This is a genomic window from Yersinia alsatica (assembly GCF_902170305.1).
Taxonomy (GTDB): domain Bacteria; phylum Pseudomonadota; class Gammaproteobacteria; order Enterobacterales; family Enterobacteriaceae; genus Yersinia; species Yersinia alsatica.
In genome coordinates this window covers 183,716-205,540 of sequence record NZ_CABHWW010000028.1, presented here as the reverse complement: position 1 = coordinate 205,540, position 21,825 = coordinate 183,716, and the positions used below count along the sequence as shown (strand labels likewise).

Here is a 21,825-nt window from a genome sequence, read left to right as displayed (position 1 = left end):
TAGTGAAAATTACTGCGCTGTCGCTTGTTTATCCAACACAGTGCTAATTTTATCCATCAGCTGCGTATAACTCTGTACACCACCGGCAATATAGAGCGAGGCAGAATCGAGATAAATAATGTGATTATTTTGCCAGGCTTTGGTTTTACGAATCAGTGGATTATCCAGCACCTGCTGTGCAGATTGACCTTCTGCGCGGCCAATCGCGTTATCGCGATCAAGTACAAATAGCCACTCAGGATTAGCATTAAGGATAAATTCAGAGGTGACCACATTCCCATGACGACCCGTCTCGGTGAACGTCGCTGCTGGCGTAAATCCTAACTCGTCAAAAATAAAACCAAAACGAGAACCGGGAGTGTAAGCCGACATTTTCCCGCCACTGACCATCAATACCATCGCTGAACCTGCGTTGGCCGATTTTTGCTTTATGGCATTAATCTGCGAGGTGAAATTACTCAGCAGAGTTTTCGCCTCTTCTTCTTTGCCAAATATCGATGCCAATTGCTCAGTGCGATGAGTCAAACTCTGTGTGAAATGCTGAGTATCTACATCAAGCGAGATAGTGGGCGCGATAGCGCTAAGTTTGTCATAGGCATCTTGAGCACGACCACCGGCAATGATCAGGTCAGGTTTAGCCTGACTCAGTGCCTCGTAATCCGGTTCAAATAAGGTGCCAGCATTCAAGAACTCTGAGCCACTGTATTTGGATAAGAATTCGGGAAGATGAGTGCTGGTCTGTGGGACACCAGCAACTTTAATATGCAGAGCGTCGGCGGTATCCAGTACCGATGGGTTCAGTATGATGACTTTTTGCGGATTAAGTGGAACCTGAGTGGTCCCCTGCGCATGTTCAATACTTATTTTTGATGTTTCTTCTGAGGTCTTAGATGAATCATCACATCCGGTAATGGCAACAGTGGCTGCCAGTAATGATGAAAATAAAGCCAAACGTAATCGCATTTTCTCTCCTGAAAAGTAGGGATGTAAATATCCTTGAGTGCTAACGCTAATGATTTGCATTACTGGTGATGGATAATACCGATCTATGCATGCGATGAACAGATTACATCACCGACCTTCTGGCTAATCTGTAGGATGGGTAACAGCTAAAACACATTATTCAGACTTAATATATTGATTAATTAAATTCAACTCATTGTATTTTATAGAGTAAATATTATTTAATCGAGATGGGTGGGTTTATCGCCGTAATATGGAGAAATTGTGAGTTTTCCTACAGGCTGTAGGAAATGCAGAGGATGAGTTTCAACTGTGCTGCAAAATATAGCCACATTACGGCTGTGGTAAGTTTTTTGTATGACTGGCAACGGTCACTCACCCTATAAAAAAGCCCGCATATGCGGGCTTGAAAAAGTGCGACGTTTAACGGCTAAAACCAATATTGTCATCAATAACGGCATTCGGGCCAATTGGCACCCTACCTGGCTTGGCCAACTGCAATTTATTGAACACAATTTTATCGCGCCATACTTTACGCAGAAAATCTTCAAACACCTGAATCGTCAGTTGCTCACCTGGGCAGCGACGATAGCTGAACCCGAATGGAGCAAAGCCCGCATAATCACATACCGGTTTTGCTTTACCATCCACCACGCCAAACACCGTACCGAAACCACTGTTAGTTAGCGCCACATTACGACCATCTTTAACCTCCAGTGAAGTGATATCAAATGGGCAGCGAGCCAGACCAATTTGTTTGCATTTCTCTTCGGTTATTTCGGCGCTGGTTGGCACATCACGATAACGGTTAGGATCAAATTCTTTAGGGTCTTTCCAGTGAACCGGGCTGAAACTGGTACTGGTATGGGGGGTGCTAATGTAGCTATGACGTTCAAAAGGCAAACCAAAACGATTATGAGGTGACTCTCCATAGGCCGAAGTACGGGCATCCTCCACCGCAGAAATACTGCCGCCATTAGGTGAGATAGTGCGGAATAATTCCATAACGAATAATTCCAGCGGCGTATAAGGTGCCCCATTAGCATTATCAAAATCACTGCTCATGGTCTTTTTAAATGCTTCACGGACAGCCGGGTCCCCTTCATTTTCACTCAAGCGGGACATGATACCGAATAAGGTATTCCCCCACTGACTGAAGGCAACAAAGTTGTGGAAGCATTCAAACACAATATCTTTCTTACTAAAGTGTTCACCGTTACCGGCATTTTTCAACCAATACCAGGCCATGGTTTTTTCAGGATTGGCAGTGCGCCCATTATTGATGTCATCGACACGCTCATCAATCCATTGCTTAAGAAAATCGAGTTGTTTACGTACTGTCATATAGTTTTCATAAACAATCGGTTGCAGTGGGTCACGGTAGGCTAATACGGTATTGAAAGACTCACCAATTTCTCTGACCTGTTTCGGGATAGCATCGCCTTTGACACCCAAATGCAAATCCCAATAAATATCAAAATAATAATCTAAGTAGTGCCGCATGAAGGGTTTATTGGCAAACTGAGGTTCCATCAGTTGGTCGAAAAATGCGACTACTTTATCCCCATACATTGGGCGATACAGATCCGGAGTGACAGCAGAGAAATAGATACGTTTGCGGAGGTTATTCTCACCACGTTCTTCCAAGCCCTGTAAAAAAACAGTGACTCCTTCAGAGGGCGTGGGCTTCCAGTCTTTATAAATCAAGCCCCAAAGATCATAAGGCAGCGCATTCTCTTTCGTAAAATTCAGGTCGATCATGGGTAACATCGGCCTTTCGCCCTCATAGAAACTGGTGAGGAAGAAAGGAACGACGGCATTCTCAACATAAGTTTGGTCAAAATTGGCGGGAATAGTTTCACGAAAACGAGCTAAAGCAGCGGCAATTTTATCAGGTAATGCATGCTCCCCTGTTGCTGCATGAGCTGATGCAGCTACTGCTCCCGCACTGGATGTCCCTGCTGCCAGCCCTAGCGCCGCAGCTCCTTTCAAGAATGTACGTCTTTCCATATCTGCACTCCTCACATTGAAAATAACACATACCAGCCATTGATTTTCTTAATGAATATATAAACAAAGTTAATATACTTATTATTCCATCACTGAATATAGCGATCAAAGTCACACTTGTATTATTTTAAGAGTCACAAATTTTACTGGGAACATTCTTACTATTTATCCTGCCTCACTTATAAAAAGGCAAGATTAATCTCATGGAAAATAAATAAAAAACACTAACTCTATAAAATCACTAATTAAAAGTCATCCAGAGTTAAATATTCCGCCTAAGACAGATACCCGATGAGAGTTATTTTACTTTTGAATTCAAATTCTAATTTTAATTAATTCCTCGATACTTTTAATTGCCATTAATTAAATGACGCAATATTCCACTAAAATAATGTGGTTACTCAGTATCAACCCAACTTTCGTTACCAAAATTGACGTAACGTCATCCTGATTGTTTGGGACTCAGGCTGCTGCGATGGCTTGGCAACAACACGTTCATAATTCACAATAATGTCACCGCCGCTCCAGGCTCTGATGCCGATCCCGGTCCCCAACCTCAAGGTATTAGCAGCATTATCTTGAGCAACATCATCAATACGTGTCTCACCACCAACATTGTAATAACTATCGAAAGATACCCATATTTGCGGTGTAATATTGCGACTGGCATGCCCCTCAATTACCACCAGAGGATCCTGAGCAAGTTTAGAGGCTCCAGCAACCTGGTAGTTATCATTGTCCGTAAATACGGTCGTCGTAATATAAGTCTCAAGCCATGTCCAGCCTTGATCTGGCGTATAGCTATAGTTCAGGGTTGGCGAAAAAACCCATCGATTTGAGCTGGGATTTAGAGCGGAGTGTGCATCATATTCTCCCAATGGAGTGCCAAGATAAAAATGAAAACTGGAGAAGGTTTCCGGAATAAAGGCGCGGAATTGCTCGCGACTCAATGCCGGCCCGCCAAACAAATTAATTTGCCACAACATGCCGATATCAGATACGCCACGAGTAGAAGCCCGGAAGTCATCAGAATGGGTTTCAACGTAACGGTAAGGGAGAACCAATGAAAGCCCCCCGGTTCTCCCCCAATAATCCATCGTACGAGTCAGCATAAAAGATTGAGATAATACATTTGCTCTCACATCAGACGTAATATCCATACCATCTTCTGGAGTCACCGAAGATGAATAACCCGCATTATAAAACCCCAGCCATGAATCAACTGGGGCATTAAGATAATCACGAGCAGACCCAGCAAAGCTATTGATAGGAAAGAGAGTGGCGGTAAGATAAAGCAATGGGTAGAACCGGCGAGAAAGATACATAATGGAGACTCTCTTTATAATAGAGTTGATAACACATTAAGCCATTTATACTATTTCTGAAATACTTACATCCAGATAATTATAAAAAAACTCAATGATAAATAACCCTCAAAAATACTTTTTATTTTCTATCGAACACAATGTTTAAGGCCATCACTGACAAGATCAGTGATGGCCTTAAACATTGACTAAAAGAAAAGTGGGAGACTCTATCTCAGGAATATCAATATGTAACAAGCAACAACCTCAATATTCCCATTTTTATTATGCCTCTAGCGAAGAATATCGCCGTATTGAATCCTCGTCCCTCCTTTTTCTATCAGGGACGAAGATGACTATCTCGTTAACGCGCAACAGCTTCAATGATCGAGAGGTAAGTGCCTGTATCTATGATGCGGTTAATTTTCAGATCAGCCTTGGCCAGCAGTCCTTTTAGCTCAGTTTCGGTACGCTCTCTGCCACCGTCAAAACTGGCTAACATGAGAATATCCATGGTTTTTCCGAAGTGTGGATGGTTATTCTCCGGAATAATAGTGTCCATAATCAGCACCTTGCCGTCAGGCCGCATTGCCTTACGGCAGTTGCTCAATATTTCAACTGATTTTTCATCCGGCCAGTCGTGGACGATATATTTCAGCATATAAATATCGGCTGACGGACATGACTCGAAGAAACTACCAGACTGGAGTTCCCAGCGCGAATCATCCCCCAGTTCACCCAGACGGGTTCTTGCCACCACCGGCTCGCGATCGAATAAAATACCGTGAAGGGTCGGGTTAGCTTGCAATACTCTCAACAGCAATCCCCCCATGCCCCCAGCCACATCTACCACCGTCGCATTTTTCGGGAAGTCATAGCTGCGTACCAAACAAGCATTTTCCACATTGGACATAGAAGACATGCCAGCATGAAAATCTCTGTCAGGCGTGTGATTTTCAGGTTTTGACCAGTATTCGAAGAAAGAAGTGCCGAATATTTTCTTAAAGGCCGAGTGACCGTGAACACTTTCGGCAATGATTCCTAATGGACGCCAGAAGGTTTCATCAGTCAACATCAATACTGCCGCTCGCAGTGAGTGAGGTGAGGACTTAGATAGCAGCTCCGCCGCTGGAGTCAGCTCAAATTTCTGCCCGCCAATCTCTTTAAAGACATCTCGTGTCGCCAGTAGCCGCATTACCCGATGCAAAGGTTGCTCTTCCACACCCATTTCTTGCGCAAGTTCTTTCACTGTTTTTGGTTTATCTAAAAGATGGTCGGCTACCCCTAAAAGAGCGGCGGCCCGAAGCGCAGCTTGATAGGTATAGCTCATGACTTGATCCATTAAAAATAATGCAGCTTTTTCACTTTCAGGTGTAAGTGTCTTATTAGTTTCCATGCTTATAATGCCTCTAATATAATATTCAACAAGATTAATAATTAAGACAACCAGACTAATCCCCTACCTAATTCAGGGTAGAGACATTGCCCGGATATATAATGGTTGCAAAACATAAATGCGCTATCCATTAGCATTAAATATATTTAATGCTAATTGTGGTTTTTTATTTACATGTGGCCCGAGATGTTTACGTTTGAATAATTTTTATTTTGTCACGTTTTTATCGAATTGATTTAATTGAAATTATGGGCTAGAAATATCATATGGATATATATGACAAATACGAAAGGCATTGATAACATTAATGATAAATACATTTCAGAACACAGAATAAAATAAATTAAACTCATTTAACCTTAAATAATATTAAACATAATTTTAAATATATAGCAAATCATTCAAATATAAATGATATCGAAAATTAAATATAAATAAATAGAGAAAAAATGATTAAATAGAATATGTTGTTCAAACTACCTCCTCACTGCTCCTCATAATTCAGCTAATAGTTAAGCTACATTTCTAAATCAGATACAAAGTGGCTCAATGAGAATCCCATAATGTGGACCTGTGCATAGACCACTTAATCAGGAAAATAATCTGTCACTTATTACGATAGATTGCCAAGTTAGGCACCTTTTTCATCGGGATTGGAGTCGTACGGGAATGGCGAATTATTCAGAAAAAACTGGCCGGGCTGTTGCCTTAAACCAGCAAACAGACAATAAACTGACGCAAGGCTGGCTCAATGGCTTCATCCGAATGCTTATTTTCAGTGGCTCTTTGCCCGCAACACGCGTCGCGGTATTGGAGTTCTCTCCCCTATTCTTGACTGGAATGAGAGCGGTGATCGCAGCATTACTGGCAATGAGTGTGTTGGTATGCGTATTTGGCGCGAAGAGATTTTCCAGATAAATCAGAAACAATAGGGCCGATGGATGGGTTTAGCCCCATTATTTTCTACCGACCCGATTGCGTCAGTGAAACCATAATCCCATTTAATTTGATGATTGCTCGAGTGATTTCTTGGTCACTGTATCCGCCAAGCCCAAGGAGTAACCCAGATCGGCGGCGTGCTGTGCCATACATGGGCGAAATAGCCCGCAAGGAGATTCCCGCCTGTGCGCATTTTTGTGCGACCACGCAGTCATCCAATCCTCGTTTGAGCCACAACACCATATGCATCCCCTGATCACAGGGCTGTAGTTCGCCAAGTTCAACATCAATATAAATTCTGATGGCCTCAATCAGTACTTTGCGTTTTTCCGCATATACGCTGCGCATCTTCCTAATATGCCGATCAAGATGCCCCTCGGCCATAAAACTGGCCAACACATACTGATCAGCACTAGGGGGATGGCGATCCATCAATATTCTTGCGCCGCAAAAAGCATCGACTAGCAGTTCTGGAACAATGGCATATCCCAGTCTCAGTGAAGGAAATAGCACTTTACTAAAAGTCCCTAGATAGATGACTCTGGCGGGATCCAGCCCCTGAAGAGAGGCAAATGGGTGGCCGGAATAGCGCATTTCACTGTCATAGTCATCCTCAACTATCCAGGATTTATGCTCTTTTGCCCATGCCAACAGCGCGTTTCTCTGCGCCATGCTCATGGGCATCCCCAATGGGTATTGATGCGAGGGAGTGACAAACACAGCCTTGGCATTTCCCGCGATTTCTCGCCCGACGGCCACATCAATCCCCGACTCAGCAACAGGGATTCTGACCATAGTTCTGTCGCGGAACGCACTGGCAAAAATGGCGGTAATTCCCGGATAAGCCGGTTCTTCAACCCATGCGCTATCACCTGAGTCCAGCAATATCTGGGTCGCCAGATATAACCCCTGCTGTGTTCCAGAGGTGATAATAATCTGCTGCGGCGTACAGTGAACTGATCGCGCTTTTCGCACATATTCACAGATAGCTTCGCGCAGTGCCAGCGCCCCCTGCGGATCACCGTAACCAGAAGGTGCACCCGGCCCTTTGGCGCGAATTCGATTACCTAAACGCCGCCAGATGTCGTCAGGTGCGGTGTCTAATGCGGGAACAGAAACAGCAAAAGGCACCGGGGCCAATGGTTTCATTTGAGCCGCAGTCAGGGCGAAGGCCTGCGCCTGAGCCGACAGAGGAATATCGTCAGCAATGATAGGTATTGTGGGTGATGGCTTTTTGCAATCACTTTCCAGTAATCGCGCTACGCGTGTACCAGAGCCATATTGCATCTCCAGAAAACCCTCGGCTTTTAGCTGTTCAAAAGCCTCAAGCACTGTGCCTCTGGCAACATTGAGTGCACTGGAAAGAACGCGGGTCGAAGGCAGAAGGTCACCTGCTTTAAGCTCACCTTTATGAATGGCTTTGCGCAGTGATCGCGCCAGTTGCAGGCTAAGATTTCCAGCGGTTCGATCAAGTTCACCAATAACCGGAATATCAACCACTCTGGCTTTTCTCGACATCTATTGTGGCCCATTAATTAATCTGCAATCTGGTACTTAATAGTAAACCACCATTGCCGTAATTTCGACGCCATAAGTCAGCGAGCCGCGCGAGTTGCTGTGCGAATACCTATTTGCACAGAAAACAGAGCAAGCCAATCATTAAAGGAGTGGAATATGTACTCTCCGCGTCAGTTTCAGGAACATCGTCCAGAAGTTCTGCATGCCCTTATTAAACAGTATCCATTGGGTATTCTCATCAACCAGCAAGCGGGAATACTTGATGCATGCCATATTCCCTTTGAATATCGTGCTACAGACCAAGGGGCGGGTTCGCTACATGCCCATGTAGCAAGAGCAAACCCTGTTTGGCAGAATATTGAGGGGAACGAAGAGGTACTGGTGATTTTTCGCGGCGAAAATGCCTATATTTCTCCCACTTGGTATCCCAGCAAACACCAACATCATAAACAGGTTCCAACCTGGAATTATCAGGTAGCCCAAGTGCGCGGAAAGCTCATTATTCATGATAATGAAGACGATATTCGTGAGCAGTTGGCCCGCCTGACACACCAGCAAGAATCTGGTCAGCTTACTCCTTGGCAACTAACTGATGCGCCAGAAAGCTATATCACTGCCATGGTCAAAGCCATTGTCGGTGTCGAGGTGGTTATTACAGAACTCAGCGGAGTCATGAAACTCAGTCAGAACAAAGATGATGCCGATGCCAAGGGGGTCAGCGAAAATTTGATAAAAACGGGCAATGTGGTCATCGGCGAGGCTATTTTGGCTAAAAGGCCACAGCGTTAATACAAAACAGGCTAAAAAAAGAGGGGATATCAGCAGCATCCCCTCCAATCACTTCTAACGGCTTATTTTATTATTTTTTATATATTCCACAATTTCATCATATTGGCTTCCCTCGATAAAGTTAGTGATCGACATGAAAGTGATCCCTTTATCTCCATGTAACTTTTTGGCGCGATCTATTAGTTGAATATGTGTAATAACCAAGTCGGTATCGCTGGGGATCTCCTCTATTTTTGCGTTAGCCACTTTAATATCTATCATCGCCTTCTTCAGTTTTGTTTTTAGCACTGAAGCCCCCATGGCACTAGAGCCCATACCGGCATCACAGGCAACAATAATCTTTTCAATATTTCGCGCACCCTGGGTGTTTAAAACTTCGCTATTAGCATTGTTGGCTGAGTGTGTATCAACAGACTCAGTTCCATCGATAGTTTCAGGGCGTTTATCTAATTTCAGTAAAACAGCGGCAATAATAAAGGAGACCGCCATCCCGGCAAAAAACCCAACCAAGTTACCTAACATGGCACCTTTGGGCGTTAACACCAGCATGGCAAAGAAACTGCCAGGTGAAGGTGTCGCAACGGTACCGCCGCCTAATAACATGAAACAAGTCAGTGAAGTGGTGATCCCCCCCATGGTGGCAAAGACCAATACGGGTTTCATTAGGACGAACGGGAAATAAACTTCACCAATCCCACCGACACCGGCAATTAATGCCGCGGTTGGCGCCGTCTTTTTCGCCATTCCTTTGCCAAAGAATGAAATAGCCAACAGTGTACCAACTGAAGGCCCACAGTTGGCATCAACCAAGAAGAGAATAGATTTACCGGTAGCGGCAACCTGCTCTAAACCTAGCGGGGCCATGATGCCGTGGTTAATGGCATTATTTAAAAAGAGTACCTGGGCTGGCGCAACAAAAATTGAAATAAAAGGCAGTAAACCGTGGGCTATTGTCCAGTCTACCCCGGCGGATAACATATGAATCAAACCCGCAATGATCGGGCCGATAATGATATATCCAGCCAGTGTAATAACCAGGCCGACAATCCCCATGCTGAAATTACTGATCAGCATTTCAAAACCCGCTCTGAATTTTCCATCCAGATACTGGTCAATTTTTTTCATTATCCATGCAGCAAATGGCCCCATAATCATGGCCCCACTCAGCATGGTGACTGAGGAGCCAATAATCAGCCCCATTGTTGCCAAGGCACCAATGGCTCCGCCTCGTTGTCCATGAACAATAAAACCGCCAGTAAAGCCGACTAATAGCGGCAGCAAATAGGTCAGAATGGGGCCGACCAGTGCGCCTAGGTGTTCATTTGGGATCCATCCGGTAGGAATAAATAATGCTGTAATTAAGCCCCAGGCAACAAAAACGCCAAGATTAGGCATTACCATTCCACTTAGAAAATTACCAAACCTTTGTACTTTTACGAGAAAAGTTTTATCTTTCTGTGCTTTGTCATTTATTGTATTAGGCATCTTAGTATTTCCCATAAGTAGGGTTACGAGGGAACTTTAAAGCTAAATAAATACTTTCCTTACCGCGACTTGCCTCCGGAAATATTTATCGTCGTTCCACTGATATAACTAGAGTGATCGGATACCAGATATGTCACCAGGTCGCCTATTTCATGATGTTCACCTGCGCGCCCCAATGGAATTGAACCGGTGTAATCGTTATCGATATTGTCCGGATCAAGCCCTCGTGTATAAGCCAGTGCGCGATAGTTCTCATCGCTATTCATATTGGTTCTTTTATTTATGCCGGGAGCAATGCCAATAACTCGGATACCAAATTTACCCAACTCTTTGGCCCATGAGCGAGTAAAACTATTTAATGCTCCTTTCGTCGCAGAATAAATACTTTGTCCGGCAGAGCCTTCAGTACCTGCTTCGGAGGAAACATTAACAATGACACCATGTTGGCTTTCGATCATGTGCCTTGCGACAGCCTGAGCACATAAAAAAGGCCCTTTCTGATTTACATTAACAATAAAATCAAAATCTTCTTCGGAGGCTTCATAAGCATTATTCTTTTTATAATGGTCGACTAAAAGTCTCGGTCTATTCACGCCTGCATTATTAACTAATGCATCAACTCTCCCATATTTTTCTATTACCGTTTGAACCATAAGTTCAACACTGTTTTTATTGGTAATATCACACTGAATAAAAAGATCAGAATTAGTTTTGCACTCTTCACTTTCTCGTAAGTCACTGATGACGACAATGCTATTATTATCATGCAGGTTCTGCGCAATCTTGGCACCAATTCCAGAAGCGCCGCCGGTAACAATAACCACTTTCTTATTTAAATTTATCCAACCTGTGTTACTCATGACTATCTCCTATTCAAGATTTGCATGTAATTTCCATAAGCTATGCAATTCTATTTTCTTTTCTTCCACCATCATTAAAGCAATCGTATCGCCAAGAATAAGCAGTGATTGCTCAAATAGACTTGTCATTGGCTGTACTGATGGAATCTCACCGGGAAGATTTAATTTTGTCTGAACCGGTATTCTGATAAAAATATCGCTGAATGCCCCCATTGAGCTATTCGGGTTAGAACCTATATGAGCCACTGTTGCATTAAAGCTTTTAGCTTTTTTCGCAATGCCCAAAGGAAACATACTTTCACCACTGCCAGAGCCAACAATCAACAAGTCATCCGCAGTAATGGCCGGTTCAGTTATTTGCCCGACCACATAGGTTTTCACGCCCAGATGTGCCAAGCGCTTGGCAATCGCTTCCAGAGAAAGCAAAACCCGGCCAACCCCGACAAAGAAAACTTTGTCAGCTTTTTCGATTTTATCGACCAGCGCCATGATGCTGTCAGGAGAAATACTATTGAGTGTTTTGTCCAATTCGCTGACAATTTTTACTCTTGCGTCGCTGTAGTCCATGATTAAAACCTCGCTGTCATTTACCAAATGCTTTACAGAGTTAACAAGCCTTGTTGTACGGCATGGTCCAGTGAGACTTTGTTTTCAGATAATGTTTTCCCTGGAATATAAAGACTGGTACTTCCCAAGACTAAATTGTTGGCACCTGATTGAATCAATCCCGGAATAGAGGCCAGCGAAACTCGCCCATCAACTTGAATTCCGGTACTTCCTTGCAACTCATCAATTAACTTGGCTAAGTCGCGCACTTTGCTCTCTGAATAAATTGCCTGTTTCTCACTTTTATCTCCCGCAAAACCGGGATTAATAAGCATAAGCAGAACGTTATCAAGTTGAGGTAGTAAATACTGCAAACAAGATAATGGGGTTGCTGGATTCAACGCGAGACTGGCTTTAACCCCTCGGTTTTTAATCATATTGACCAGCCGGTCAGCATGGAGGGTCGTTTCAATATGAAAAGAAATTTGCTGCACACCAATATCAAGAAGTTGTTCGACAAACCAATCATTATTCTTTGACATAATATGTACATCAAAATCCAGATCTGTCTTTTCTCTCAATCGTTTAACTGTATCAAGACCCAATGGCATGCTTGGGCTAAAAGCACCGTCAATAATGTCTATATGGAGCGCATCAATCCCGATGCTTTCCAGCTCTTTAACTGAATTTTCCAGATTTAATAAGTCTGCACACATAATTGAGGGTGCAAGTATGATTTTGCTTCTCATTTCTCTATTCCTTTCTTATTAAATTAAAATTTTTAACTACATAAAAGCTTAAGAATGGCGATATTAATGACTTATATAGCACTAAAATAAGAGATTATAATTAATGGCTTAAAGTTAACTTATTCATTTTTATACTGACTCACCCAAGCCATTTAAAATTGCACTCTGTAAAGTATCTAATGTTTCTTGCGCATCATCACCTTGAATAAATACTCGAATGTTATGCCCTTTTTTAACACCCAGAGCCATCAGGCTTAATAGACTCTTTGCATTGACTATTTTTGAGTCTCGGTTGGTATTGGTTATTTTCACTTCACTTTTAAATGGTTTTAAAGCTGCAACCAGAAATGCCCCTGGACGTGCATGTAATCCATTAGGATTATTTATTATGAAATCTGCAACCAGCTTGTTTTCTTTCATTTTAAAATCTCATCACGTTAGCATTGGTTAATTCCATTGATAAATAAACAACTCGCTAAAGGCCAAGCACATCTAATATTTCTTGCCTACTTTTTGCGTAGCGGATTTTTTCGATGTTCTCTTCTTCCATGCAAGCAATAGCTATCTGGTTCAAAATATCGAGATGGCTCCCATCTTTACCGGCAATGCCTATCACTACATAGGCAACCGCCCCATCACCAAAACTGACGCCTTCAGGTATTTGGATAACTGAGATGCCTGAACGGATTATTTCACTTTCAGAGCCATCAACCCCGTGCGGGATAGCCAGATTATTGCCCATGAAAGTGGAGGTCATTGCTTCTCTTTTAAGCATGAGTTCAATATATTTTTCAGTCACATATCCAGATGACTGCAATATCTCCCCCGCTTTGCGGATGGCATCGGATTTATGCAGGAATGAAGCCCCTAGCAAGATACTTTCTATATTGAGAATACCGTCCATTTTTGCCCCTTTAGCCTGTCAAATAGTGCTCGACGATAAAATTACGCTTCATAACCAATATATCGCTCTATCTATCGTTGCATCGCAATCTTATCTTTATTGATTAAGGTAATTGTATGATTCCGCCTACAACCCAACATATCACAATCAATTTACCCACCAATTCACAACCATTTTCCAAATTATCGCAACCTCAATCGCAATAATCGTAACTAAGAGGTCACTAATCAAGCTGATTAGTTGTAAAACCAGAGTTCAATCACAATTTTTTTCGCAATATCTATAAGATTGGGGCACCTTGAGGTAGAGTACTCGCACATTTCAGGATGAGTATTTGGTCCTTTGAATAACCAATTTATAACGGAATAAATTTTCATTTTTTAACTTTAATTTATTGAAAAATATATTTTTAATGGATTTTTAAAAGGTAGTTATCATGGCTAACTCTTTGACGATTGAACGACGAAATAAATTAGCGCAAATTTTAATTTCCGAGGGTAGCGTTAAGGTTGGGAAGATTGCGGATATGTTTGGTGTTTCTACTGAAACCATTCGCAAGGATTTGATATATCTTGATAAAAAGGGCATTGCCACTAAAGGCCATGGTGGGGCGATCGCCTCTGGTAATATTCTGGCCATTGAGCAACCGCTAGCCAGAAAAAACACAGAGCACCTTGATATTAAAGATAAAATAGCGCAAGTGGCGGTCCAGTTGATTCCTGAAAAAGGGGTGGTCATTCTTGATACTGGGAGCACAGTCCAATGTGTGGCGAAAGCATTGGTCATGAAAAGTCGATTAACTATTATCTCCAATGCGATAAATATTGTTCAGCCTCTCAGTGGAACTGATAACGATATCTTTCTGGTTGGGGGGCGTTTCAGACCAAGTAGCTTGGCCATGGTTGGGATGTGGGGAGTCAGTGCCTTTCAATCAATTAATGCCGATATCGTTTTTTTGGGTACTGATGGCCTTAAGCATCGTAATGGGCCTTGTACCGCATCCTACGAAGAAGCTGAAATCAAATCAGCGATGGTTAAAAGTGCCAGGTTAAGAGTAGTTGTGAGTGATGGCACCAAATTTAGTAGCTCCGGTTTATTCCAATTCTGTGATTGGTCTGATATTGACTATTTTATTACTGACGCTGGAATTCCTGAGGATGAGCTTAAAAAAATGGAGAATTTGACTGAAGTCATTATTATCGACTAACGCGATTAATCATATTTATATCGTAAAAACTGAGCTACACATTCGATTATCTGGCAATTAAAGTCATTTAACCAAATAATAATCTCTGCATGAAAGCTATGGCAGAGATTATTAGGCCAATGTTAATAAATGGTTATCCTTTCTTTCACTTAGTATACTTATAACCATGTGATTTATTATTTTGGCGTGAAAACATGTCGACTTATGCTTGGCGCAGTACTGTTTGGATTGCGGTATACCTGTTTTTTATTTTAGCCCCATTATTGGCTTTATTGACCGGTACATTGCCCCCCGCCCGAGATTTCTGGACTGAGCTTTCTATAGCTCTCGGTTATGCTGGATTAGCAATCATGGGGCTACAATTTGGTCTGACGGCGCGCTTTCGCTATGTCACCGAGCCGTGGGGGGAAGATATTATTTATCACTTCCATCGGCGTATTTCGCTTATTGCCGTTGGATTAGTCATTGCGCATCCAATCATCCTGTTTGTTGTTCGCCCTGAGTTACTGGCATTACTCAACTCCTTCGAAGCCCCATGGCGCGCCCGTTTTGCAGCACTCTCAACCTATTCACTGATTGCTTTAGTCATTACCGCATTGTGGCGAGTGCAATTGAAAATCCGTTATGAAATCTGGCATTTATCTCACATTATTCTGGCTGTCGTTGCAGTAATCGCCGGGATAGCTCATATGGTTGGTTGGGGCTTTTACCTCGACGATCCACTGAAAAAAACGCTGTGGATTGGCCTGATTCTGTTTTGGTTTGGGTTGCTGCTCTATGTGCGGATCGTCAAGCCGCTCTTTATTCTGCGCCGCCCTTATCGAGTGGTCGATGTGCGTGAAGAACGCGGGGACACCACCACATTGGTTATGGCACCTGAGGGCCATGCAGGCTTTCGTTTTACTCCGGGTCAATTTGGCTGGCTGACCGTTTGGGGCGGCCCGTTTAACATTACTGGGCATCCTTTTTCCTTCTCATCCAGTGCGGCAGTAAGTGATGGGCGCGTCGAAATGTCGATCCGCAACTTGGGCGATTTCACCCGTAATATTGCTAAAATACCGGTCGGTCAACGAGTCTATCTGGATGGCCCTTATGGCGCGTTCACCTTGGGTAATCCGGCAGATATGCATGTTTTAGTCGCCGGCGGGGTTGGGATAACCCCGATGATGAGTATGTTGCGTACCCTCGCGGACAGCGGCGACCAGCGCCCCGCCCTACTGCTTTATGGCAGTAAAGATTGGGAATCAATTACGTTTCGTGAGGAATTAGAAGCCTTACAATCACGGCTGAATTTGAAAGTGGTGCACGTATTATCCAATCCATCATCAGACTGGACTGGCGAAAAAGGGTTCATTAATGCCGAGGTCTTCAAGCGCTACTTGCCTCCTCCTTATGCCAGTCATGAGTATTTTATCTGTGGCCCAAATATCATGATGGATGCGATTGAAAAAGCGCTGGCTGAGATCGGGGTTCCGATGTCGAAATACCATTCTGAGCGCTACAGTTTTGCCTAAGGAGCATACCAATGCGTCGTTTATTTGCTGAGCGGCTGGTCATTGCAACCGCCGTTATTGTGATTGTAGTAGCCATACTGTTTGCCTGGTTACGAGTCGCCGGGTAAGCCGATTATTCTTATGCTGAATACTCATCACGGCTAAAAATTGTCGACTCCCTCCCCTGCTATCAACTGATATTTTGCGGGCTTTACTCGGTTAGCCCGCATATTTCGTGCAAATACCAAGCAATTATGTGACAGTTTCGTGAACAATCTCTAAAGATTTAATAATTAGTTTGACCTATCTACGCGGGTAGATACACTTAAAGCACGGAACAAGATTAAAGTGGCTAATGTTTTACTGCTCAGCACCCTTTGGTTGATTATCCTAACAACCGGGTGAAAGGCGAATAAACAGGCAGACATTAATCTGTGAACATATTGATGCGTGAATATGATGCTTCAACACCAGGGGAACTTTTTTAATGACTTCACTAAATAGCTCGGCGGCAGACAATGCTCCATCAGAGAGCATGGCTGCAGAAGAGCGCTTGGCTACGCCCGAAGGTCGTAAAGATTTTTGGCGCGCAACCTTTTCGTGCTGGCTTGGCACCGCCATGGAGTATGCAGACTTTGCACTCTATGGCTTAGCCGCTGGCATAATATTTGGTGATGTCTTCTTCCCTGAAGCAACACCGGCGATCGCATTATTATCCAGTTTCGCCACTTACTCTGTCGGCTTTATTGCTCGCCCTATTGGTGCGCTATTGTTTGGCAGATTAGGCGATCGTAAGGGCCGTAAAGTGGTGATGATTACCACCATCACCTTGATGGGCGCATCCACGACCATGATTGGCTTGATCCCAAGCTACGCCTCTATCGGCTTGTGGGCACCGGCCTGTCTGGCCTTCTTGCGCTTTATGCAAGGGCTGGGAGCTGGCGCTGAGTTGTCAGGTGGCGCGGTAATGCTCGGAGAATATGCTCCGGCGAAAAGACGTGGTCTGGTCTCCTCAATTATTGCGTTGGGTTCTAACAGCGGTACGTTATTAGCGGCACTGGTATGGTTGTTGGTGCTGCAAATGGATAAACAAACCCTGCTCGATTGGGGCTGGCGTATTCCGTTCCTTTCCAGCATTTTAATCGCCGGTGCCGCACTGTTTATTCGCCGTCATATGCGTGAAAGCCCAGTATTTGAGCGCCAAAAATTAGTGCTGGAGCAACAGCGCCAAGAAGCTCTGGCTCTCGGTCGTGAGCATATGACAGAAGTGGATAACCGCACTTTCTGGCAACGCAGCAAATCATTCTGGATTATGGTTGGCTTACGTATCGGCGAGAACGGCCCATCCTATCTGGCTCAAGGCTTTATGATTGGTTATGTTGCCAAAGTGCTGATGGTCGACAAATCGGTGCCAACTATGGCGGTGTTTATCGCCTCTTGCTTGGGCTTCCTGATTATTCCGTTAGCAGGCTATCTGTCAGACCGCTTTGGCCGCCGTATTACCTACCGCTGGTTCTGTTTACTGTTAATTATCTATGCTTTCCCTGCATTTATGCTGCTAGAAACCCGTGAACCTATTATTGTAATGGGAACTATAATTATCGGCATGGGTCTGGCATCACTGGGGATCTTCGGCGTGCAAGCTGCATGGGGTGTCGAGCTGTTTGGTGTGACTAACCGTTATACCAAAATGGCTGTGGCAAAAGAGTTAGGGTCAATTTTGTCAGGCGGTACTGCACCACTGGTTGCCGCGGCAATGCTGACATTGACTGGCCATTGGTGGCCAATAGCCCTCTACTTTGCTGTGATGGCCGGGATTGGCTTTGTCACAACATTTTTTGCTCCTGAAACACGCGGACGTGACCTAAACTTGCCAGAAGATGCGATTTAATACAGAAAAGTAGGTAACTTTGGTAAAGCCTCAATCTCATCGTATTACGCGTTCAGATGTTGCGCGAGAAGCAGGTACTTCGGTGGCGGTGGTGAGTTACGTCATCAATAATGGGCCGCGTCCGGTGGCAGAAGCCACCAAACAGCGAGTGCTTGATGCCATCAAGAAAACCGGTTATCGGCCCAATGAGATTGCCAGAGCATTAGCACGCGGTACGACTAAAACTTATGGTTTGGTCGTACCCAATATCTCCAACCCATTCATTTCTTCAATGGCTCATGCCCTGCAACGTGAAGCTTTTGCCAACGGGCAGGTGTTACTGCTGGGTGATGCCGGTGATTCTCGTCAGCGTGAACTCGAACTCATCAATAATTTGCTGCATCGTCAGGTTGATGGCTTGCTGTATACCAGCGTCGATCGCCATCCTTACATTGACTTAATTCAAGCTACCGGTACGCCGTTTGTCATGCTGGATAGAGTCGATCCTGCACAACAAATCTGTGCCATCCGTGTGGATGAGCGCGCAGCGGCATTTCAGGCAACCCAGCATCTGATTGAGCATGGCTATCGTGAAATTGCCATTATTTGCGGTCCGCTGGATATGCTTAATACTCAAGATAGGGTGAATGGTTGGCGCGATGCTTTGCAACAAGCCGGACTGACAGTACGCAACGAGTGGATTTTCTCTACCACTTATACCCGCCCTGGTGGTTATCAGGCGGCGCAACAAATGCTAGCTGGGCCATTACCACAGGCTCTATTTGCGACCAATGAATTACAGGCGTTTGGTTGTTTGCGGGCGATGGCCGAGCACAACCTGACTGCCCCAAAGGACTTAGCACTGATCTGTTTTAACGGCACAATTGAATCCGAATATAACGTACCGTCACTGACGACAGTACGCCAACCGGTGGATTTAATGGCGAAAACCGCTATTGAGATGCTGAAAAACTGGAATGGTGCTCCGACTATTCGCGAATTCGATTTTTCGCTACAACTCGGTGAGTCCTGCGGCTGCCCCACCAGTAAAAGAGTTTTTTCATTATAAAAAGATAAAAATATGCGTTTAATTATTGATTGTGACCCAGGAAATGGCGTACCCGGCGCCAATGTCGATGATGGACTTGCCTTAGCACTGGCCATCGCTGCACCGGAAATTGAGTTAGAACTTATCACTATCGTGGCGGGTAATACCCCAAGCGAAGTTGGATTCTCTGTTGCCCATGATTTGCTGACCCGTCTGGGATTAACCATCCCAATCGTTCGGGGCGCTTCACAGGCATTGGTTGAACCGGCCGCACTCTGGCGCGATAAGTTGGATAATAGCGCCGCCAGAAGCGGATTAACTGCACTTTGGCGACAGACTCCGCAACCACAAATCGTCCCCTCCAGCGCACCATTAGCGGCCCATGCTATAGGTGAATTAATCTGTAATAACCCCGGGGAGATAACCTTGGTGGCGATTGGTCCACTGACCAATATCGCCCATGCAATGCAACTTTATCCACAACTGGCGTCATCGGTGGCAGAAATTGCTATCATGGGTGGGGTATTTAATGTCGATGGCTATCTTAAAGACACTAATTTTGGGATCGATCCCGAAGCCGCCCATGTGGTACTGACCAGCGGAGCCAACATTACGCTGGCCCCTTTGGATATCACGACCCAGACGCAAATGGTGCATCAGGATTTAGATAAGATTGCCCTGATTGACTCACCACTGAGCCGTTATCTGGTCGAGACTCTCCGCCCGTGGATCAGTTACTCGATGCAAACCCGCCAACTCCCGGGCTGCTGGGTTCATGATGCATTGGTGGTCGCCTGGTTACTGGATAAAAGCATCGTGACCACCACCCGCGATTATATCGATGTCGCACTCGAAGGGGCATTGACTCGCGGAATGACCTTGCGTTTTAGCCCGGAGAATCTACGTTTAGATATTGGTATCCCGGCACCACAGGGGAAACCAGTAAAAATATTGCAAACGGTTGATAATAAAAAACTCTTGGCTACCATCTATCAATCGCTGAGTCATTATACCCACTAGATTTCCAGGTACAGGTCGGTGGGCAGCCTCCGACACTGTACCTTTAAATAATAAGGGGATTCCCAAACTCACATGCTGACACTGCTTCATCTGCTTTCTTCCGTTGCCCTACTGGTGTGGGGAACACACATCGTCCGCACAGGTATTATGCGGGTTTATGGTGCCGATTTGCGCCGGGTGCTGAGTGCCAGCATCCAGAAAAAACCGACCGCGTTTGTTGCTGGGATTGGTGTTACTGCACTGGTGCAGAGCAGTAATGCCACGGCGCTGCTGGTTATCTCGTTTGTATCGCAGGGGCTGATTTCCTTATCACCGGCACTGGTAATTATGCTCGGGGCTGATGTCGGGACTGCGCTGATGGCGCGGGTGCTCACCTTTGATCTCTCCTGGCTGTCACCCTTACTGATTCTCGGCGGGGTAATTGTCTTCCTCGGGCAACGTAAAGCGCGTATCGGGCAGATGGGTCGGGTGTGTATCGGCCTTGGCTTGATTATTCTGGCGCTGCAATTGATTGTAACAGCCGCCGGGCCAATCACTCAGGCTACTGCCGTCCAGGCCATTTTCTCCTCTCTGACCGGGGATACCATTCTGGCTCTGTTGATTGGTGCGCTATTCGCCATGATCAGCTATTCCAGTCTGGCTGCGGTGTTACTGACCGCCACGCTTGCCGCCACCGGTTTAGTCCCACTGAATATCGCCCTTTGCATTGTGGTTGGGTCAAATCTGGGCAGTGGTTTTCTGGCGCTGATCAGCAGCCGTGGGCAGAATGCTGTTTCCCGGCAAGTGGTGCTGGGGAGCTTACTGTTTAAAATTATCGGTTGTATTTTGGTTATTCCCTGGATCAACGTGTTAGGGAAGTGGTTGTTCGGGCATAATTTACCGGCAGCCGAAGTGGTCATTTACTTCCATGTTTTCTATAACCTGCTGCGCTGTTTGCTGATGCTGCCATTGGTTGAAGTGATGGCGCGCATCTGTAGCCGGTTAGTCAGTGATGATAGCAGCGTCGTCCCGCCCGCAGCACCGCGCTACCTTGATATTACGGCAATTGATACCCCATCACTGGCATTAGCCAATGCCGTGCGCGAAACCCTGCGCATGGGGGATGTGCTGGAGCAAATGCTATTGCGCTTTAAAGAAGTGCTGGAAGGCAATAAGCAGCAAAAACATGAAGTCAGCTTGCTGGAAGATGAAGTCGATATGCTGTACAGCGCCATTAAGCTGTATTTAGCGCAAATTCAGCAAGATGAATTAGGTGAAATTGACTCGCGGCGCTGGGCTGAGATTATTGATACCGCAGTTAACCTCCAACAGGCAGGCGATATTATTGGCCGCATGACGTCGGATGTCGCCGCTAAGTCACTTAATGCACGCAAGCCATTTTCAGCCGAAGGATTTGAGGAGCTAAATACCCTGCATGCCCGGCTAGTGACCAATCTGGATTTAGGTATGTCGGTATTTTTATCCCGTGATATCAATAACGCCAAGCGCCTACGTCGTGCCAAGCATCGTTTCCGTTTGCTAAACCGCCGTTATTCTCATGCTCACGTCGAACGCTTGCATCAGCAAAACGTTCAGAGCATTGAAACCAGCAGCCTGCATATGGGGCTGTTGGGTGATATGAAACGCTTGAATTCACTATTCTGTTCAACTGCTTATCATGTGTTGGAAGTGCAGGAAGAAGCATTGGATTAAGTCGATATGGGGAGAGCGTAATGCCCTCCCCT

General features: G+C 44.9%; 18 protein-coding genes and 1 pseudogene. 8 read left to right on the top strand and 11 right to left on the bottom strand.

Features of this window, described 5'->3' with window-relative positions; all coding sequences use genetic code 11:
• Positions 1-9: 9 nt before the first annotated feature.
• The 4 genes from FTA96_RS18070 to FTA96_RS18055 form a co-directional block, all read right to left on the bottom strand.
• On the bottom strand, positions 10-963 hold the full coding sequence (locus tag FTA96_RS18070; protein ID WP_050123579.1) for a siderophore ABC transporter substrate-binding protein: 954 nt from the start codon (positions 961-963) through the stop codon (positions 10-12).
• Between the two features lie 423 nt (positions 964-1,386).
• Positions 1,387-2,973: a twin-arginine translocation signal domain-containing protein gene (locus tag FTA96_RS18065; protein WP_145532860.1), complete on the bottom strand. Its 1,587-nt coding sequence runs from the start codon at positions 2,971-2,973 to the stop codon at positions 1,387-1,389.
• Between the two features lie 422 nt (positions 2,974-3,395).
• Positions 3,396-4,298 carry a transporter gene (locus FTA96_RS18060; RefSeq protein WP_050134337.1) on the bottom strand — a complete coding sequence of 301 codons (903 nt, stop codon included), beginning with the start codon at positions 4,296-4,298 and terminating at the stop codon, positions 3,396-3,398.
• A 343-nt stretch (positions 4,299-4,641) separates the two neighbouring features.
• Positions 4,642-5,673: a methyltransferase gene (locus tag FTA96_RS18055; RefSeq protein ID WP_050150875.1), complete on the bottom strand. Its 1,032-nt coding sequence runs from the start codon at positions 5,671-5,673 to the stop codon at positions 4,642-4,644.
• Between the two features lie 669 nt (positions 5,674-6,342).
• On the opposite strand from FTA96_RS18055, the pseudogene FTA96_RS18050 reads away from it, so the two are divergent.
• Positions 6,343-6,558, top strand: a pseudogene (locus FTA96_RS18050) (EamA/RhaT family transporter); the annotation flags it as partial.
• Positions 6,559-6,636: 78 nt separating this feature from the next.
• Here FTA96_RS18050 and pdxR read toward each other — a convergent pair.
• Positions 6,637-8,130: a MocR-like pyridoxine biosynthesis transcription factor PdxR gene (pdxR, locus tag FTA96_RS18045; RefSeq protein ID WP_145574480.1), complete on the bottom strand. Its 1,494-nt coding sequence runs from the start codon at positions 8,128-8,130 to the stop codon at positions 6,637-6,639.
• 156 nt (positions 8,131-8,286) lie between these two features.
• On the opposite strand from pdxR, the gene FTA96_RS18040 reads away from it, so the two are divergent.
• Positions 8,287-8,919 (top strand): FMN-binding negative transcriptional regulator, encoded by a 633-nt coding sequence (locus FTA96_RS18040; protein ID WP_050123571.1) that lies wholly within the window; start codon positions 8,287-8,289, stop codon positions 8,917-8,919.
• A gap of 54 nt (positions 8,920-8,973) precedes the next feature.
• Here the strand turns inward: FTA96_RS18040 and FTA96_RS18035 are convergent, their stop codons facing one another.
• The 6 genes from FTA96_RS18035 to FTA96_RS18010 form a co-directional block, all read right to left on the bottom strand.
• Positions 8,974-10,314: a PTS mannitol transporter subunit IICB gene (locus tag FTA96_RS18035; RefSeq protein ID WP_235897520.1), complete on the bottom strand. Its 1,341-nt coding sequence runs from the start codon at positions 10,312-10,314 to the stop codon at positions 8,974-8,976.
• A gap of 149 nt (positions 10,315-10,463) precedes the next feature.
• Positions 10,464-11,264 carry a sorbitol-6-phosphate dehydrogenase subunit gene (locus tag FTA96_RS18030; RefSeq protein ID WP_050108445.1) on the bottom strand — a complete coding sequence of 267 codons (801 nt, stop codon included), beginning with the start codon at positions 11,262-11,264 and terminating at the stop codon, positions 10,464-10,466.
• Between the two features lie 9 nt (positions 11,265-11,273).
• Positions 11,274-11,831 (bottom strand): 6-phospho-3-hexuloisomerase, encoded by a 558-nt coding sequence (gene hxlB, locus FTA96_RS18025; protein ID WP_050123567.1) that lies wholly within the window; start codon positions 11,829-11,831, stop codon positions 11,274-11,276.
• Between the two features lie 32 nt (positions 11,832-11,863).
• Positions 11,864-12,559 (bottom strand): ribulose-phosphate 3-epimerase, encoded by a 696-nt coding sequence (locus FTA96_RS18020; RefSeq protein WP_050108449.1) that lies wholly within the window; start codon positions 12,557-12,559, stop codon positions 11,864-11,866.
• A 129-nt stretch (positions 12,560-12,688) separates the two neighbouring features.
• Complete coding sequence (locus FTA96_RS18015) at positions 12,689-12,979, bottom strand: HPr family phosphocarrier protein (protein ID WP_145574478.1); 291 nt, start codon at positions 12,977-12,979, stop codon at positions 12,689-12,691.
• Between the two features lie 55 nt (positions 12,980-13,034).
• Entirely contained in the window at positions 13,035-13,463 is a 429-nt protein-coding gene (locus FTA96_RS18010; RefSeq protein ID WP_050108452.1) for a PTS sugar transporter subunit IIA, read from the bottom strand.
• Between the two features lie 436 nt (positions 13,464-13,899).
• On the opposite strand from FTA96_RS18010, the gene FTA96_RS18005 reads away from it, so the two are divergent.
• The 6 genes from FTA96_RS18005 to FTA96_RS17980 all read left to right on the top strand — a co-directional run bounded on the left by FTA96_RS18005 (position 13,900) and on the right by FTA96_RS17980 (position 21,793).
• Positions 13,900-14,670 carry a DeoR/GlpR family DNA-binding transcription regulator gene (locus tag FTA96_RS18005; protein ID WP_050108454.1) on the top strand — a complete coding sequence of 257 codons (771 nt, stop codon included), beginning with the start codon at positions 13,900-13,902 and terminating at the stop codon, positions 14,668-14,670.
• 194 nt (positions 14,671-14,864) lie between these two features.
• Positions 14,865-16,184, top strand: a complete 1,320-nt coding sequence (locus FTA96_RS18000; protein WP_145574476.1) for a ferredoxin reductase family protein — start codon at positions 14,865-14,867, stop codon at positions 16,182-16,184.
• A 466-nt stretch (positions 16,185-16,650) separates the two neighbouring features.
• Positions 16,651-18,054, top strand: coding sequence for an MFS transporter (locus FTA96_RS17995; protein WP_050123565.1), 1,404 nt, complete (start codon positions 16,651-16,653; stop codon positions 18,052-18,054).
• Positions 18,055-18,097: 43 nt separating this feature from the next.
• Positions 18,098-19,102 carry a LacI family DNA-binding transcriptional regulator gene (locus tag FTA96_RS17990; protein ID WP_172665419.1) on the top strand — a complete coding sequence of 335 codons (1,005 nt, stop codon included), beginning with the start codon at positions 18,098-18,100 and terminating at the stop codon, positions 19,100-19,102.
• Between the two features lie 12 nt (positions 19,103-19,114).
• A complete protein-coding gene (locus FTA96_RS17985; protein WP_145574474.1) occupies positions 19,115-20,101 on the top strand; it encodes a nucleoside hydrolase in 987 nt (328 codons plus the stop codon).
• Between the two features lie 72 nt (positions 20,102-20,173).
• Positions 20,174-21,793 (top strand): Na/Pi cotransporter family protein, encoded by a 1,620-nt coding sequence (locus FTA96_RS17980; protein ID WP_050108465.1) that lies wholly within the window; start codon positions 20,174-20,176, stop codon positions 21,791-21,793.
• Positions 21,794-21,825 lie beyond the last annotated feature (32 nt).